Here is a 16111-nt window from a genome sequence, read left to right as displayed (position 1 = left end):
AGATGAATAATAAATTAAAAATATATAGTGCCTTTTTGACCCTTATTCTTATTGGTTGTGCTACAAAACCGGATATTATTATAGACGATTTTGAATCAGGAACTTATGATAAGTGGACAGTCGAAGGCGATGCTTTTGGTGCAACACCTGCTACAGGAAGTTATTCAGGACAACAGAATGTAGAAGGTTTTGAAGGAAAACATCTTGCCAATAGCTTTAACGGAGGAGATGACTCTCGCGGAACTCTTATTTCGCAGGAGTTCACCATCGAACGCGATTATATCAACTTCCTGTTAGGTGGTGGAATGAATCAGGATACCTATATCGAATTGGTTATAGATAATAAAAGCATTTACAAATCACGCTCTGTTGTGGAAACCGAAACATTGCAATGGATGACATGGGATGTGAAGGAATATAGCGGGCAAAAAGCGATCATTCGCATTGTCGATAATCAACGTGGAGGATGGGGACATATATTGGTAGATCAAATAGAACAGAGTAATACAGAAAAAAGTGTATTTATGGTTGATCATAAATTAGTCTTCGATGCCGACAAGAAATATATTCTTATCCCTATTGACGACGATAGTCCCGAATCTGTTATAACACTTGATGTAAACGGTGAAACAGTAGGAGTTCCAATGTATATAAGGGTTGCTCAGACCGAAAAGGTCGGTTATTGGGTTCCTATCGATATAGAGGAATATAAAGGAAAAAAAGTGACACTGACTTTTGCTCATGCAAAAAAGACAGATAAGCATTTAGGTGATATTAAGCAATCCGATTCTTTCAATTTTAATTATGATGAAACATATCGTCCGTCATATCATCATACTCCATTGTATGGATGGATGAATGACCCTAATGGGATGGTTTATTTCGATGGCGAATATCATTTGTTTTTTCAATATAACCCATACGGATCGAAGTGGTCGAATATGCACTGGGGGCATAGTGTAAGTAAAGACCTTAAAAAATGGGAATATCTTCCTGTTGCTTTAGCTCCCGATTCGCTAGGCTCAATTTTCTCGGGTAGTGCTGTTATCGATAAGAATAATACAGCAGGCTTCGGTAAAGATGCAATGATAGCTATATACACTTCGGCAGGAAAAACCCAGACACAATCTATTGCATATAGCACAGACAAGGGGCGTACATTCACTAAATATGAGCATAATCCGGTGTTGGCAGATCCTGATATTGCAGATTTCCGCGATCCGAAAGTTTTCTGGCACGATACTTCAGGACAATGGGTGATGTCTTTAGCCACATCGCAAACTATTACATTTTATGGATCAAAAAATCTCAAAGAATGGACTAAGTTAAGCGAATTTGGTGAAGGTATAGGATCGCATGCCGGAGTATGGGAATGCCCCGATCTGATGCCTTTTACTTATAACGGACAAACTAAATGGGTGTTATTTGTAAGCATCAATCCCGGAGGTCCTAATGGAGGCAGCGCTACACAATATTTCATTGGAAACTTCGATGGAAAAACATTTAAGGCCGACAATTTCGACTATCCGTTATGGCTCGATTATGGACGTGACAACTATGCAGGCGTAACATGGAACAATGTTCCGGCAAAAGACGGACGCCATCTGTTTATAGGATGGATGAACAACTGGGATTATGCAAATTCGGTACCTCCACTGAATTTTTCGAGTGCAAATACATTGGTACGCGAATTAAAACTGGTACACAACGGTAAACATTTGGTAGTGGCTAATCCTCCTGTTGCAGAAGTAGCAGACCTGAGAAGAAATGCAGAAAAAATTGAGAACAAACAAGTAGATAAAACATATACTATTGAAAAGTTATTGAAAGACAATCAGGGAGCTTATGAAATTGAATTCTCAGTGAAACCAAAAGGGGCAAACAATTTCGAATTTAAATTAGTGAACATTAAAGGAGAAAACATTCGTTTCATATTCGACCTGAAAAAGAACACACTTTCGGTGGATAGAACGAAAAGCGGCCTGATCGATTTCTCAGACAATTTTGCTCCGGCTCTTATAAATGCTCCGTTGGTAACTAAAGATTCTTATAAAATAAGGCTGTTTGTAGATAAAGCCTCTACCGAACTATTTGTCAATGATGGAGAATTGGTGCAAACAAATCTTGTTTTTCCTTCCGAGCCATACAATTCGTTGACATTCGCAACCGATGGAGGATTGATAGAGGTAGAGGATATAAATATCTATAATTTGAAATAATAAAATAACTTGAAATGAAACAAAAAAGTATATATATAGGGCTATTGCCTGTGATGCTAGCCTTCTTCTGTATGGGATTTGTAGATATGGTGGGCACTGCAACCAACTACGCACAGAAAGATTTAGGTTTGGATGACGCAACGGCCAATATATTCCCGTCAATGGTCTTCTTCTGGTTTTTAATATTTTCCGTTCCTACGGGTATGTTAATGTCGCGTATAGGACAAAGAAAAACAGTCGTTATCAGTTTGATAGTGACGGCGGTGTCGATGCTTATCCCCTTTCTGTGGTACGACAAAACATCGCTTATCATAACCTTTTCTCTCTTGGGAATTGGTAATACACTGATGCAAGTATCGATCAATCCTCTTTTGTCTAATATTGTAAAAGGAGACAAACTGGCCAGTTCACTGACTTTTGGGCAGTTCATAAAAGCAATAGCATCATTTAGTGCACCTCTTATAGCAACACGGGCAGCACTGATGTTTGATGATTGGCGAATGATATATCCTCTGTTTCTGACCATTTCGATTATTTCCACGATCTGGCTTAGTATGATTCATATCGAAGAAGAAAAGCAAAATGAAAAAGGAGTTGGCTTCACTCAGTGTTTCAAACTTTTGGGTAATGGCTTCATTTTACTCTCCTTTCTGGGAATTATGTGTCATGTGGGGATTGATGTCGGCACCAATGTAACAGCGCCTCGCATACTGATGGAACGTTTAGGGTTGACCGAACTGAACGATGCTAACTATGCCACGAGTGTCTATTTTGCTTTTCGTACGGCAGGCTGCTTTTTAGGAGCATTTATATTAGCCCGTTTTTCGGCAAAAAAATTCTTTGCTTTAAGTGTTGTCCTTATGGCTTTAGGAATGGTTGGCTTATATTTCTTAGAAGGAGAACTTATTTTATGTTTATGTATCGGGCTTATTGGTTTTGGAAACTCTAATGTTTTCTCTGTTATTCTTTCCAGAGCCATGTTGTTTATGCCGGACAAAAAGAATGAGATATCGGGATTGATGATTATGGGACTATTCGGAGGAACTATTTTCCCATTCTTTATGGGGCAAGCTACAAAGTTTCTTGATGGTTCTCAAATAGGGGCATTAATAGTGATGAGCATAGGAGTCTTCTATTTACTATTCTTATCAATGAAAATTAAAGAAGAACGCAAAACTATGATAGAAAATTAGACAAACGTTAATCAGAAGTTTGAATTTCAAACTTAACATATTAAATATTAAACAAATAAAACACAAAAATTATGAAAATTTCATTTTTACTTTCATTCCTTTTAGTAGGAACACTTACTGTTATATCTCAAACTCAGGTAATTAGTGATGGAGAAACCACAGGATTGAACTGGTGGACAGCCGGGTCTGCCGGAGGCATTGATTATTGGGACAACCCATCGAAAGACGATGTTAACCAAACGGATAAGGCTATCACTGTTTGGATAAATAATGGTGACTCTGATTTTACAGGTGGCGGAATAAGTGATTTGAATATAAGTACCTCAACTTATAAAAGTATTTCCGTACTGATTTATAAGAAAATTAACGGAACTGTGCGGTTGGAGCTGCAAGACAGTGAAAATAGTGTGACAGAATTTGTTACTCAAGAGTATACTTCGGCCGGAAATTGGCAAAAGTTGGAGTTTCAAATTCCTGCTTCTTTAGAAAAAATTACTACCTTGCTTGTTGCTCCTCATTTTGTGGATACAAACGCATCTCCGATCGACACCGGAATTGATGATGCCAACCGTATGTGGTGGGATGAGTTGGTTGCTTCCAGCACAATCACAACTTCTATTGCTGACGACGTGGTGAACACTGATATTGTTTCAACACAAATCTATTCTCTTAACGGTCATTTATTAGAAGTTTTGAAAGACAATGCATCTGTCTACGATACATCTTTGCCAAAAGGAATTTATATTCTTAAAAAAATTGATTCATTAGGAGCTGCAACAGTTTCAAAATCGGTGAAAACACATTGAATTTTTTTCTAAATACAGATTAACCTCATAAAATAACAGCATGAAAAACAATGTAATAGTCGGATTGGGTGAAATATTGTGGGATGTGTTTCCCGACAGAAAAGTTTTGGGAGGGGCACCGGCAAACTTTGCATATCATATTTCGCAATTCGGATTCAACGGATATGCAGTAAGTGCTATTGGTGAAGACCTTTTGGGAAAGGAAATTTTATCGAGTTTGGAGAACAAAAAATTGAATTACTTGATCGAAACAACCGATTATCCGACAGGCACCGTAGAAGTTACGCTTAACAAGTCGGGGGTTCCTCAATATGAAATTTGCGAGAATGTGGCTTGGGACAATATTCCATTTACTGCGCGAACCGAGAATCTTGCAAAAAGCACACAAACGGTTTGTTTCGGTTCATTGGCTCAACGGAGTGATGTCTCGCGCGAAACCATTCGTAAATTTTTAGCTGTAATGCCCAAAGACAGCCTCAAAATATTCGATATAAATCTGCGATTGAATTATTATACTAAAGAAATCATAGATGAATCATTGCAGATGGCCAATATGATGAAGATTAATGACGAGGAAGTTCTGAAGATAGCTGACCTTTTCGGATGGGACGATAATGAGCAGAGGGTTTGTAAAAGGCTTCTTGAAGAATATAACCTTGATATTCTGATTCTGACTAAAGGTACTGACGGAAGTTTTGTATTTACTCCCAGCCTGACATCATATCAGCCTACGCCAAAGGTACATGTTGCAGATACCGTTGGTGCAGGGGATTCTTTTACAGCAGCTTTTGTTGCGGCTTATTTGCATGGCGAACGGATAGAAGATGCTCATCAATTAGCAGTGGAGGTGTCAGCCTACGTCTGTTTACAACATGGAGCAATGCCGAAACTAGCCGATGCTTATTTAGATCTGTTCCACAATAGAGGTTAATTCTTCATACACTGTTAAAAAAGCACTATTACATATTAATATGATAGTGCTTTTGTACTTTTGTTACCTTGTCCTAAACCTGATACCATGAAAATTAGAATCATACTCTGTTTTATCCCTTTATTTATCTTCTTGTCGTGTAAACAAGATAAGAAAGCACGTTACATCATAGGTGTATCGCAGTGTAGCGACGATCTGTGGCGTGAAACGATGAATAATGAGATGCAGCGTGAAATCGGATTTCATAAGGATGCGAATATCATTATCAGGAGCGTGAAAGACGACACACCAAAACAGATAAAAGATATCGAATGGTTAATAGAACAAAACGTAGACCTTCTAATTATATCGCCAAATGAGTCGAAAGCCCTTACTCCGGTGATACAGAAAGCATATAAAAGCGGTATCCCTGTCATTTTAGTTGATCGAAAAATAGATACAGAAGATTATACAGCCTATGTGGGTGCCGATAATTATCAGATAGGTAAAGAAGTCGGGCTTTATGCCGTGGGTATACTCAATGGAAGAGGAAATATTGTTGAAATAAGAGGATGGAATGGTTCGACCTCCGATGCCGAGCGCCATGCCGGATTTATCGATGGGCTAAAGAATTATCCTGATGTACATATTATAGCTGAGGCTCGTGGTAATTTCCTGAAAGAGGATGCAAAAAATCAGATGAGCAATATATTGAGTGAATACGATCATATAGACCTTGTGTTTGCAATGAACGACCCGATGGCAGCAGGCGTATATGAAGCATCCAGAAAGTATACAGGAAAGACTCCCTTTATTATTGGTGTTGATGCTTTGCCCGGAGAGGGAGGAGGGATACAGAATATACAGAATGATATTCAAGATGCATCTTTCATTTATCCTACAGGAGGAGATAAGGTTATTGATCTGGCAATGAAAATATTAAAAGACAAACCATTTCAGAGAGAAAACACATTATACACTACCGTTATAGATAAAAGCAATGTGCGGGTATTACAATTACAGACCGAACAAATAGCTGAACAGCAGTCGAAGGTAGATTCTATAAATTCTTCATTAGACGATAGTCTGGTAAGGTATACCAATCAGAAAACTTTATTTTATATTTCTATCATAGCAATTGTCCTTATTACATTTCTTTTGCTCGTTTCATTTAAAGCATATCGTGCCAAAAGTAAAGCCAACCTGCTGCTTTCACACCAAAACGAAGAAATAAAGCGTCAGGCAGAAGAACTCAGGGAGCAGAAAGAGCAATTGCTGTCTATATCGAAACAGCTGGAAGACGCTACGCATGCCAAATTAGTCTTTTTTACTAATATTTCGCATGAGTTCAAAACGCCACTGTCTCTGATTCTGGGGCCTGTAGAATCTTTGCTTACGGATAATCATCTGACAAAAGAGCAGCACGAGTTACTTGCTTTGATTAAAAAAAACAGTAACCGTCTATTATATCTCATCTCTGAAATTATAGAGTTCAGGAGCTATGAAAATGGCAAAATGAAAATGAATTTTTCGGAAGGGAACCTGAAAGAATTTATAGAAGATTTAAATCCTTTGTTTAGCGATTGGGTTAAGCGTAAGCGGGTGAACTTTAGTTTTGAGACAGATAATGCCTCATTCGATATGATTTTTGATAAAGAAAAAGTGGAAAAAATGTACTTTAATCTCATATCAAATGCATTAAAGTTCGTAAACGTATCAGGAGAGGTCAAAGTCGGGTTAAAAAAGAAAATATTGGAAGATGGAGATTATGCTCAGTTGTCGGTCTTTAATAGCGGATCATACATACCACCTGAAATATTGGGCAATGTTTTCGATCGTTTTTACAAGGTAGATCAGGGTGGTGAGGGTACAGGTATAGGTCTTTCGCTGACTGCTACACTTGTAGAGGCGCATAAAGGCAAAATTGATGTATGGAGCGACGAAGATGCTGGAACTACATTTTGTGTCTTGTTCCCACTTGTTTTGAACAACCTGATGATGTCCGGTTCATATGCCTCAGGGTATACGGAATCCAGGCTTGAGTTAGAGACAAACGAGGCTGAACCGGAGTTACAATTATCGACCTTTGAAAATGAGGATAAGCCAATGGTGTTGATTGTCGAGGATAATTATGATATGCGTAAATTTATACAACACATACTCAACAGAGAATATAATATCATAACAGCAGATAATGGAGCCGATGGGCTTGACAAAGCAAAAAAATTTGTCCCCGATATTATTATCAGCGATGTAATGATGCCCGAAAAAGATGGTTTTGAACTGTGCAGTCTGCTAAAAGAGAATGTGTCGACCAATCATATACCCATTATTTTGTTGACAGCCTGTTCGCTTGACGAGCAAAAATCAATAGGCTTTGAAAGTGGTGCAGACGCTTATATACCTAAGCCGTTTAATGCACATCTGCTGAAAATCAGGGTGCGTAAATTGATAGAGAACCGTCAGAAAATGATAGAGGCCTTTGGCAACAGCTTGATTAATGAAACAAAGAAAGAATCGTTGGGAGAGATGGAACAAAACTTTATCAATGACTTTCAGGCTTATGTTGAAGAATATATTTCCAACCCGGAATTGAGTGTAGACGAATTGGCAGATCACCTGAAACTATCCCGTTCACAACTCTACCGAAAGATAAAATCGTTAACAAACTATTCTCCTAACGAATTGATCAGAATAGTGAGGCTTAGATATGCAAAACAATTACTGAACAGCAAAGTTAAGTCGATATCCGAAGTAGCGTACGAAACAGGATTCTCTTCTCCATCTTATTTTGCTAAATGTTTTAAAGATATTTATGGTGAAAGTCCTACCGAATACATCGAGCAGCTTTGACGAAGAATAAAAAATGAAGAGGTGAAAACCTTTTACTTTTGATTCAATGGTAAGCTGAATTTATTCTTAAAAACCATCAAGAACGTCTTATCCTCCAACCACTTCAAATAGTTGATAAAAAACTAATTCTCAAACACTTGCAAAAATACTAAAAATGCAATTATATTTGTGCGGTTGAAAAAGTTGAAGACATCCAATTTTTCCAATTGAGCCTCAGTATCTACGAGGCATGACGCGAGTGAAAGATAAGGCGGGGATAGAAAATATCCTTGCTTTTTACTCCCCAGATTCGAATAAACTGAAGACCGCAGGAGGAATCCGAACCCTGTTGTCGTTGCATTTAGTTTACCTCGGCATTTATAACCATTCGCATCATTATTTTATGCAAGACAATGAGAATTTAGAAGGGAAAGACATGGCAGCCATGTCTGTGGAAAACCTGTTCTTAGGTGTACAGGAATCCTATTCGGAAGCCCAGCAACGGGCATTGGGAGAGAACCGCTCGTTTGCAAAGACCGAGTTCTTCCGTATGGATAAGTTTGGGTTATATCGCCTGCGTATTCTACCTATCGCTCCCAACCAGGATGGAACGATAGACCGGAAAAGTTACGAGTACCCTGTCCATCAAATGTTAATGGAACTGGAAAAACCTGCAACCGGAGGAAAACAATCCTTTATGTATGTAACTGTGCCCCGTGCAACAGATGCCAGATATTCCCTTGACATGATCGACACCTACCGCAAAGCAGCCGTAGACGCTGCCAACGAGTTGGGAGACGAAAAGCTGGCAGAGAAGATTGGCGGTGGTTCATTCGGAGGCGGCCTGAAATATAATTACGGGCATGCGCTTTATATCTATGACATGAACGAAAGGGCAAAAGGACTGCAACTATTGACTTTGAGCCATTCCCAGTTCAAGGATTTGGATGAGCGTAAGTTCAATCTCTGGCAAAAGAAACTGGTTAAGAACCCGAACTATCCGTGTCCGATCTCTTCGGTATACAATGCTTATCCGGTAGAGATTGAGAAAAAGAAAAACGGAGCAAAAACCGAATACATCGCTACCATCGACAACGAATCGGATAACGATGCACTCAGCATTGATGAATTAAACGGCTTGATGGCAGCACCTCGTATTCCGGAAATCATCTACCGTTATTCCCGTTATCAGTTCGAAGCAACCATCGAATTCCTGAAACAGTGCGACAGCAAATACGGCTTAAGCATTATGGAAACCGAAGAAATGAAAGAAGCAATCGAACAACTCCGTTCGGAACTCCCCAAAGACGATACCGGTTCTTTCAGTTTCGACAAGCGTACCAAAGATTCCAAAGAAAATGCAGAAAATGGTGGCATATCTGCCGATGACCTGTTCAATCGTTTTGATGACCTTCAGGAAAAAGGACTTGGAGACAAGACCGAAGAAGGGCAGGAATTACGCGCATTGATCCGCTCCTACATTGAACAAGAAAAACTTCCTATCCATGTAAGCCGTTCTACCAAAAATACCGACCTGATCGATCTAATCGAAGAAGCTATTGAAAAAGGTTCTGGTGCTTCTGCAGAAGAAGATCATTCCTGTGAGGAGGAAGAACAAGAGCAGGAGCAGAGCGAAAACACAGGACGCAACCGCACAAGGAGATAATAAACAATCAACCGATTTAATGACCAAGAAGGAACATGCCCTTAAACGGGTATGTTTCCTTTGAAATCTTATACAAATATGTCTAAGAACAGCTATCCGTGTGTCCTGATGTTAAACGACATACATATTTCAAAAGATAATATCCCTGAATTTACAGCCAACTGGAACGAGGCTTTATCGGTCTGTGAACAGTTTAGTATTACACTTATTGCTTTGGGTGGCGATCTCTTTCTATCACGCGCGGCACAGACACTGGATGTGTTGCTTGCCGTACACGATGCATTATTGTCAGCAGAAAAGAACGGTATCAATATTATACTTGTCAACGGCAACCACGATAAGGTTGACCAAGAGTCTATCAGGGGCTACTGCCATGTATATAACCCCCATTCCAATGTTACCGTTGTCGATGATTTCCTGACAATCGAAGAGCCCGGATGGAAATTTTCCCTGCATATGGTTGCTTACTTTCCCGAAAACGGAAGTTTTACGGAAAAGCTCGGTGCTTTAGTGACGGGAGGACTCAATGAAGAAAAAATCAACTACCTCTACATTCACGAAGGTATCAACGGTGCACTTGCCCATTCAAGCGATCATGAACTGCCAGCAAATATCTTTAAGGATTTTGACCGTGTTTTTGTAGGACACTATCACGACCGGATCATTGTAAAAGGAACCAACATCGAATATATCGGCTCATCCCGCCAGCATAATTTCGGGGAAGATGAAGAAAAAGGATATACGATTATCCACAATGACGGCAAATATGAATTTATAAAAAACAAGGTAAACACCCGTTTTAAGACTATTGATGTTCCGGTAGATAAAGCCGGAGACCAGTTGTGTGATGAACTGGAAGAAATAAAAGCCGAAGGCCGTTACCGGGTAAGGGTTCGTGTCCATTCATCTGCAGCCAAGGCATCAACCGTTGACAAGAGTAAACTGCTGAGTGCAGGCGCGGGAAAGGTGGAGATTATAACTACCGATCCCGAAATAATGGACACCCTACCTTCGAGCCTGTTCGAGAAATTCGACAACCGCAAGATCATGGAGAACTACGAAGAGTTCTGTAAGGAAAAGAATATTGAAAACATCGAATTGGGATTGTCTTACCTTTCAAAAATAGAGAACACATGTGGAAATTAACGGAAATATATGCCCAGAACATTTGTGCGTTCAGGGAACTGCACTATACATTAACACAAGGGGTAACCACACTGGTATTCGGTAACAACCGGGATAACGAAAGCCAACAAAGCAACGGTTCCGGCAAATCGGCACTGATCGAATGTATCGCCATCGGTATAACCGGAAGCCCACTCAGAAAAATCAAGAACGAAGAGATTATCAATGATAATTCAGATGAGTGTATGATCGAATTGCAGTTCAAAAGCGACTGTAACAACGAAACATTTATCATCGAACGGAAACTGTTCCGCAAATCCCCGGCAGAAATTGCCTGTTATGTGATCCACGGACTGACACTTGAAAGAAGACGGAAAGAAGAATTTGAATTATTGTTTGACAAGGTAAAATAACATCAAAAACAGGATGCTATGATGAAAGGTAACGACAAGGTATTGATTATACCTTCAAAAGAACTGAAAGAAATACAACTATCTCCACTGGCGGGGCAAACAGGGCTTATTGTGGAAGACCTGGCATTTAACGGACGTAAGAACAAAGGGTATATGATAATGCTGGATGAAGAATATTTAGGTGAAAGCATCTGGTTTATACCCGCACAATCGATTCAATATGAAAAATAAACTAATTAGCATACTTCTTGTAGCCGTGCTTTTATCAGGTGCGGCTGTTTTTGTTTTGGTACGTCAGTGTAAACAATTCAAAGAGGACAGGGATAAATACCAATCCAATACAACGGCTTTGCTTTCAAATATTAAACGGATGCAAGTGGATTCTACAACTACGGCTGTTGATGTAAAGCAACTGCGGCTAACATTGGATGAATACAAGCAGTATCGGGCTGAGGACGCAAAAATAATAGAAAAGCTTGGGGTAAAGTTGAAAGACCTGCAAGCGGTAGCCAAACATACGGTTGAAGTAAATGCTCCGATACAAGCCGGATTGAAAGATTCGGTAATAGTCAGGGATACGCTTATCGTCCCAGTTAAGACTTTAGCTGTTAAAACTCCTCATATCCGGATAAATGGTATTATCGAAAATGATAGTTTACATGGGAATATCCATTTACCTGTTAATTTACATCAGGCAGTATGGGTTGAGCCGAAGCACAAGTTCCTGTGGTGGAGATGGGGCGTTAAAGCTGTTCACCAGACGATATCCAGTGATAATCCGTATGTGGAGATTAAATATTCGGAAATGATTAAATTGGAGAAGTAATTCCTCTTTGTATTTTATTAATCTATAATGAACCTTAATTTTAAGGTTATCCCGAACATCAAAAGACACAGAGCTGACACAATCCATGCAAATGGATTATGTATCATGTAGTATAATGACAGAATACCAAAAATCAATAAGAAAATACTGATTGTCATTAATGGAGTGATTAAGAACCTGTATCGTTCGAAGCGGTTTAATAGAAAGAATATTAATAAACCGCACAGAATCAACGATGTTCCGGTTCCTAAACTAAAACAAACTACTACATCGGATTTTTCCAAAGATAACCCTTCCAGAACATCTTGAATCAAAGGTGTAAATGTAGCTACATCATGAATTATTCCCATAATCAATAATCCTGCCGCAACCCACTTACCAAATGAAATCCAACTATTCAAATGCTTCATTTTATTCATACCGATAATTCATATTCCATGCAAAGGTAAGAAAGGATTGTTAATTGAAGAGAAAACCAAAAGACTTTTCAGAATACATATTTTAAATAAACATCGGTATCCCTCATCTGCCTATTCTTTGATGTAACTCAAATATATATCAAAGATGAAATTACTTCTCAAGCGAAAATTCAAAGGAGAAAACTATACGATTGGTGATCTATATATCGATGGTGTTTTCTTCTGTAATACAATCGAAGACAAAGTCCGTGACCTTCCTGCAATCTGTCCTGACACTCCCAAATGGCAATCGTGTAAGTGCGAAGGGAAAGTATATGCCCAAACTGCTATTCCGGCAGGCATCTATAAGATAACACTGGAAAAAAGCCCAAAATTCAACAGAATACTTCCGTTGTTACATAATGTACCGCATTTCCTTGGAATATTGATACATGCCGGAAATACTGAACGCGACAGTGCCGGATGTATTATCGTAGGTAAAAACACGGTCAAAGGAAAAGTCCTTCAATCCAAAGATGCATTAGAGGCTTTGATGAAGATGCTTGAAAATAAAAAGGACATTTCAATAGAGATCGTATAATGGCGGCCAACAAGCTCAAGCCGCCTAAATCCCTTAAAATTGACTTTAAGCCTTCGGCAAAGCAATATGAACTCTGGAAATTGCTTCAGCCGGATTATTGTCCTCATTGTGGTGGCCATATAGAACAGGTTTTGATCGGATATGACATTAATCATAACCCTCAATACAAACCCCAATGCTTAAAGTGCCTTACATTCAATCTGCCGCAATTAATATTGGGCGGAGGTTCCGCAGGTGGGGGTAAGAGTTTTCTGGGTAGTGTATGGTTGATTAGTAGCTGTATGCGCTTCGAAAACATCCGTGCGGTGATAGCACGTAAGACATTGAAATCGTTGAAGGAATCCACATGGAATACAATCAAGTCTATTCTGAAAGACTGGGGGCTGAAGGAAGACGTAAACTATAAAACAAATAATCTGGAGGGTACGCTCACATTCTGGAATGACTCGGTCATCATTATGAAAGAAATGGCGGATATTCCAAGTGACCCTAATTTTGAAAGGTTCGGTTCTTCGGAATATACTATTGCTTTTGTGGATGAGGTATCCGAAATATCTGAAAAGGCTATTGAGGTGTTGTTCTCCCGTCTTCGCTGGCGGATACACGAGACGTTTAAGACTTCGCGCATGCTGATGACAACCAACCCAACGATGAACTGGGTTCGCAGCCGCTTTGTACAGGATGAAAACGGAGAAAAGATTGTTACTAAGGAAGGAGAAGCATATATTCCGTTCTCTGTATTTGATAATCCGAACATCGCTTTTCGGCAAACCTATGAAGCAGCCCTGAATAAAATCCGTGACCAGGCAACAAAAGAACGTTTGCTCTATGGCAACTGGGATTTTGTTGAAATAAACAACATGGCTATCTACAATAAGTTTGATGGGGCAAAACATCTGGTTACCGGATTGAAGGAACAACGGTTCGATCCGTCCAAACCGATTATCACAGCTTGGGACTTTAACGTTGCTCCACAAATGTCAATACTGACAGCCCAGATTGATTATGACAATAAAAAGATTTATGTACTGGAAGAGGTATTAGGTAAACCGGAGAACAAGGAAAACAATACACCTGCGCTATCCCGTAAGATGAAGAATAAACTTTATAGGGATAAGCATATAGGCGGAGTTGATGTAACTGGAGACCCTTCAGGTTTGCAACGTTCAACCACCAATGAAGACGGAGTAAATAACTATACGATAATATTGGATACGCTTGGTGGAGGAATTCTTCGGCCAAAACTGAAATTAATGAAAAAGCAACCGCCACAAGTAACCCGGTGTGATTTTGTGAACGAATTGTTTTCCGGTTATAATGGCTGGGAGATACTGATTGATATCCGGTGCAGGAAGCTGACAGAAGACTTGATCTTCCAGCTTAAAAACAATGATGGAACTAAGAACAAACAAAAAGTAACTGATCCAAAAACCGGAGTCAAGTATGAAAAATACGGGCACTTGTCGGATTGTCTGGATTACCTGTTGTGCTACTATTTGCGTGACAGTTGGTATAAGTTTAAGAATGGTGGAGACAATAATGCATATGTTTTAACCACTGCAATTATTAACGAAGGATTTAGCTATTAAAATATGTACAGGCGTTTTTTAAACAATTACGATTATCTGGGAGTGATATCCAAAGAGTCACTCGAACAAATGACACGAGGAAATGAAGAGAGGTTTATTCAGGCAGAGGAATCTGCTGAAATGAGTATCATTGAACATTTGAGCGAGAATTACGAAATCGAAAAGGAACTGAACAAGGGGAAATATATCGCCGGATATAACCGTGCCATAACTTATCCGGTTGGAGTGCATATCTATTTTGAAGATAAAATCTATGAGGTAATCCGTCCGATAAGCGGATTTAAAGCTCCTGTTGATGCGGATTATTGGGAAGAGCATGTCGATATAAACGTAGACCAAAATACTGTTCCGCATTATTCCCAGTTTCAAACTTATTATAAGGATGAAGTTGTTTCTTATAATGGGGTGTTGTATAAATGCCTTGTCGAAAATGGCTTTAAATTCAATAATATACGGATACCGATGGTAAACGGATGGCTGGAGGCTGAATATGAAGAATGGCAGCCAGTAGATTATGAGTTATGGGAAATAGTTCTTTTTGATGGGGATTTTTATACCTTGCTATCTTTGGATGATTTCGACAACAATATCAGCCCCCTTGATTCGGATAACTGGGGTGCAATAGCCAACTACGACTCGAATCATAACGAATATGAATTGTCCGGGCATGAGTATGTAGTTTACAACGGAAAAGTATTTCATCCGGAGATTGATGTAAATGCCGATATTCCGGAAATAGAGAAGAACCTTTCCTTAAATGATTGCCGGAATTACAACTTGAAAAAGCACATGGTACGGTTAGCAGTATATGAATTGACAAAACTTATTGCCCCCAACAACGTAAGCGTTGTCAGGGTAAAAGATTATGAAGATTCCATGAAATGGCTTTCGGATGCAGCCAGACTGAAGCTAAACCCGAAAATCCCGCGTAAATTGGCAGAAGATAAAAAAGAAGTTATGATTGCTTTTGTTTAAGTCAGGATTTTATTTTTTAAATTTATCTTTGTTCCGAAATTNTGTCAGGGTAAAAGATTATGAAGATTCCATGAAATGGCTTTCGGATGCAGCCAGATTAAAGCTAAACCCGAAAATCCCACGTAAACTGGCCGAAGATAAGAAAGAGGTTATGGACTGGCAGCTTGCCACATTCCAGACGGATTACGATCCGTATAAGAACCCGTGGCTTACCTGATTATTGTTCTTCCTCTTTTTCTTCTATCTTACAAACCACGGTTTTGTTTGAGTATTGAATTTCAAGAAATGGACTATCTTGTGTCAGTTCGTCAAGCAAACCGTTTTTTTTCATTTCATCGAGGATAGATTGTGTTAGTTTGTCTTCTCCTTGGTCGTTTTGTTGATTCATGTTGTTTTTCATTTATTATATCTTTTATACAAAAAGCGCGGAGCATTATATCCAATTAAGTATCCATGGCCGACCAAAGCCCACACACTCTAATAAGATAAATGTCCACGCTCTATGTGAACATCTAACTTATATTCTCCAGAGTGTGTATCTTAAAATTGGTCGTTTCG

Annotated in this window: 16 protein-coding genes; 14 read left to right on the top strand and 2 right to left on the bottom strand. The window is 39.2% G+C overall.

Annotated elements, in window-relative coordinates; all coding sequences use genetic code 11:
- The first annotated feature begins 2 nt into the window (after nucleotides 1-2).
- From D0T56_RS14995 to D0T56_RS14950, 10 genes are all read left to right on the top strand, one after another.
- On the top strand, nucleotides 3-2219 hold the full coding sequence (locus D0T56_RS14995; protein ID WP_163320979.1) for a GH32 C-terminal domain-containing protein: 2217 nt from the start codon (nucleotides 3-5) through the stop codon (nucleotides 2217-2219).
- A gap of 14 nt (nucleotides 2220-2233) precedes the next feature.
- Nucleotides 2234-3412 carry an MFS transporter gene (locus tag D0T56_RS14990; protein ID WP_163320978.1) on the top strand — a complete coding sequence of 393 codons (1179 nt, stop codon included), beginning with the start codon at nucleotides 2234-2236 and terminating at the stop codon, nucleotides 3410-3412.
- Between the two features lie 71 nt (nucleotides 3413-3483).
- Nucleotides 3484-4218: a hypothetical protein gene (locus D0T56_RS14985; RefSeq protein WP_163320977.1), complete on the top strand. Its 735-nt coding sequence runs from the start codon at nucleotides 3484-3486 to the stop codon at nucleotides 4216-4218.
- 40 nt (nucleotides 4219-4258) lie between these two features.
- Nucleotides 4259-5149 (top strand): carbohydrate kinase, encoded by an 891-nt coding sequence (locus D0T56_RS14980; protein ID WP_163320976.1) that lies wholly within the window; start codon nucleotides 4259-4261, stop codon nucleotides 5147-5149.
- A gap of 87 nt (nucleotides 5150-5236) precedes the next feature.
- A complete protein-coding gene (locus D0T56_RS14975; protein ID WP_163320975.1) occupies nucleotides 5237-7981 on the top strand; it encodes a substrate-binding domain-containing protein in 2745 nt (914 codons plus the stop codon).
- A gap of 229 nt (nucleotides 7982-8210) precedes the next feature.
- The gene (locus tag D0T56_RS14970; protein WP_255491194.1) at nucleotides 8211-9626 is read left to right on the top strand and encodes a hypothetical protein; all 1416 of its coding nucleotides are present in this window, start codon (nucleotides 8211-8213) and stop codon (nucleotides 9624-9626) included.
- Between the two features lie 78 nt (nucleotides 9627-9704).
- Nucleotides 9705-10772, top strand: coding sequence for a phosphoesterase (locus tag D0T56_RS14965; RefSeq protein ID WP_163320974.1), 1068 nt, complete (start codon nucleotides 9705-9707; stop codon nucleotides 10770-10772).
- Nucleotides 10760-11164, top strand: coding sequence for an AAA family ATPase (locus D0T56_RS14960; protein WP_163320973.1), 405 nt, complete (start codon nucleotides 10760-10762; stop codon nucleotides 11162-11164). The genes D0T56_RS14965 and D0T56_RS14960 overlap by 13 nt, the downstream gene beginning before the upstream one ends.
- Before the next feature lie 18 nt (nucleotides 11165-11182).
- Nucleotides 11183-11395: a hypothetical protein gene (locus D0T56_RS14955; protein ID WP_255491193.1), complete on the top strand. Its 213-nt coding sequence runs from the start codon at nucleotides 11183-11185 to the stop codon at nucleotides 11393-11395.
- Nucleotides 11385-11990: a DUF6549 family protein gene (locus D0T56_RS14950; RefSeq protein WP_163320972.1), complete on the top strand. Its 606-nt coding sequence runs from the start codon at nucleotides 11385-11387 to the stop codon at nucleotides 11988-11990. The genes D0T56_RS14955 and D0T56_RS14950 overlap by 11 nt, the downstream gene beginning before the upstream one ends.
- Nucleotides 11991-12007: 17 nt before the next feature.
- On the opposite strand, the gene D0T56_RS14945 is transcribed toward D0T56_RS14950, so the two are convergent.
- Entirely contained in the window at nucleotides 12008-12409 is a 402-nt protein-coding gene (locus D0T56_RS14945; protein ID WP_163320971.1) for a hypothetical protein, read from the bottom strand.
- 145 nt (nucleotides 12410-12554) lie between these two features.
- Between D0T56_RS14945 and D0T56_RS14940 the strand changes: the two genes are divergently transcribed.
- The 4 genes from D0T56_RS14940 to D0T56_RS14925 all read left to right on the top strand — a co-directional run bounded on the left by D0T56_RS14940 (nucleotide 12555) and on the right by D0T56_RS14925 (nucleotide 15770).
- Complete coding sequence (locus tag D0T56_RS14940; RefSeq protein WP_163320970.1) at nucleotides 12555-12989, top strand: DUF5675 family protein; 435 nt, start codon at nucleotides 12555-12557, stop codon at nucleotides 12987-12989.
- Complete coding sequence (locus D0T56_RS14935; RefSeq protein WP_163320969.1) at nucleotides 12989-14578, top strand: phage terminase large subunit; 1590 nt, start codon at nucleotides 12989-12991, stop codon at nucleotides 14576-14578. The genes D0T56_RS14940 and D0T56_RS14935 overlap by 1 nt, the downstream gene beginning before the upstream one ends.
- A gap of 3 nt (nucleotides 14579-14581) precedes the next feature.
- Nucleotides 14582-15553, top strand: a complete 972-nt coding sequence (locus tag D0T56_RS14930) for a hypothetical protein (RefSeq protein WP_163320968.1) — start codon at nucleotides 14582-14584, stop codon at nucleotides 15551-15553.
- 70 nt (nucleotides 15554-15623) lie between these two features.
- Nucleotides 15624-15770 carry a hypothetical protein gene (locus tag D0T56_RS14925; protein WP_163320966.1) on the top strand — a complete coding sequence of 49 codons (147 nt, stop codon included), beginning with the start codon at nucleotides 15624-15626 and terminating at the stop codon, nucleotides 15768-15770.
- Here D0T56_RS14925 and D0T56_RS14920 read toward each other — a convergent pair whose 3' ends face one another.
- Nucleotides 15771-15953: a hypothetical protein gene (locus tag D0T56_RS14920; RefSeq protein WP_163320967.1), complete on the bottom strand. Its 183-nt coding sequence runs from the start codon at nucleotides 15951-15953 to the stop codon at nucleotides 15771-15773. It abuts the gene before it with no gap.
- Nucleotides 15954-16111: the final 158 nt, after the last annotated feature.

Origin of the sequence: Dysgonomonas sp. 520 (genome assembly GCF_010501095.1) — a bacterium.
Lineage (GTDB): Bacteria > Bacteroidota > Bacteroidia > Bacteroidales > Dysgonomonadaceae > QVMP01.
Note: the sequence above shows the minus strand (reverse complement) of the source record. Positions and strands in the feature narration are given on the sequence as shown.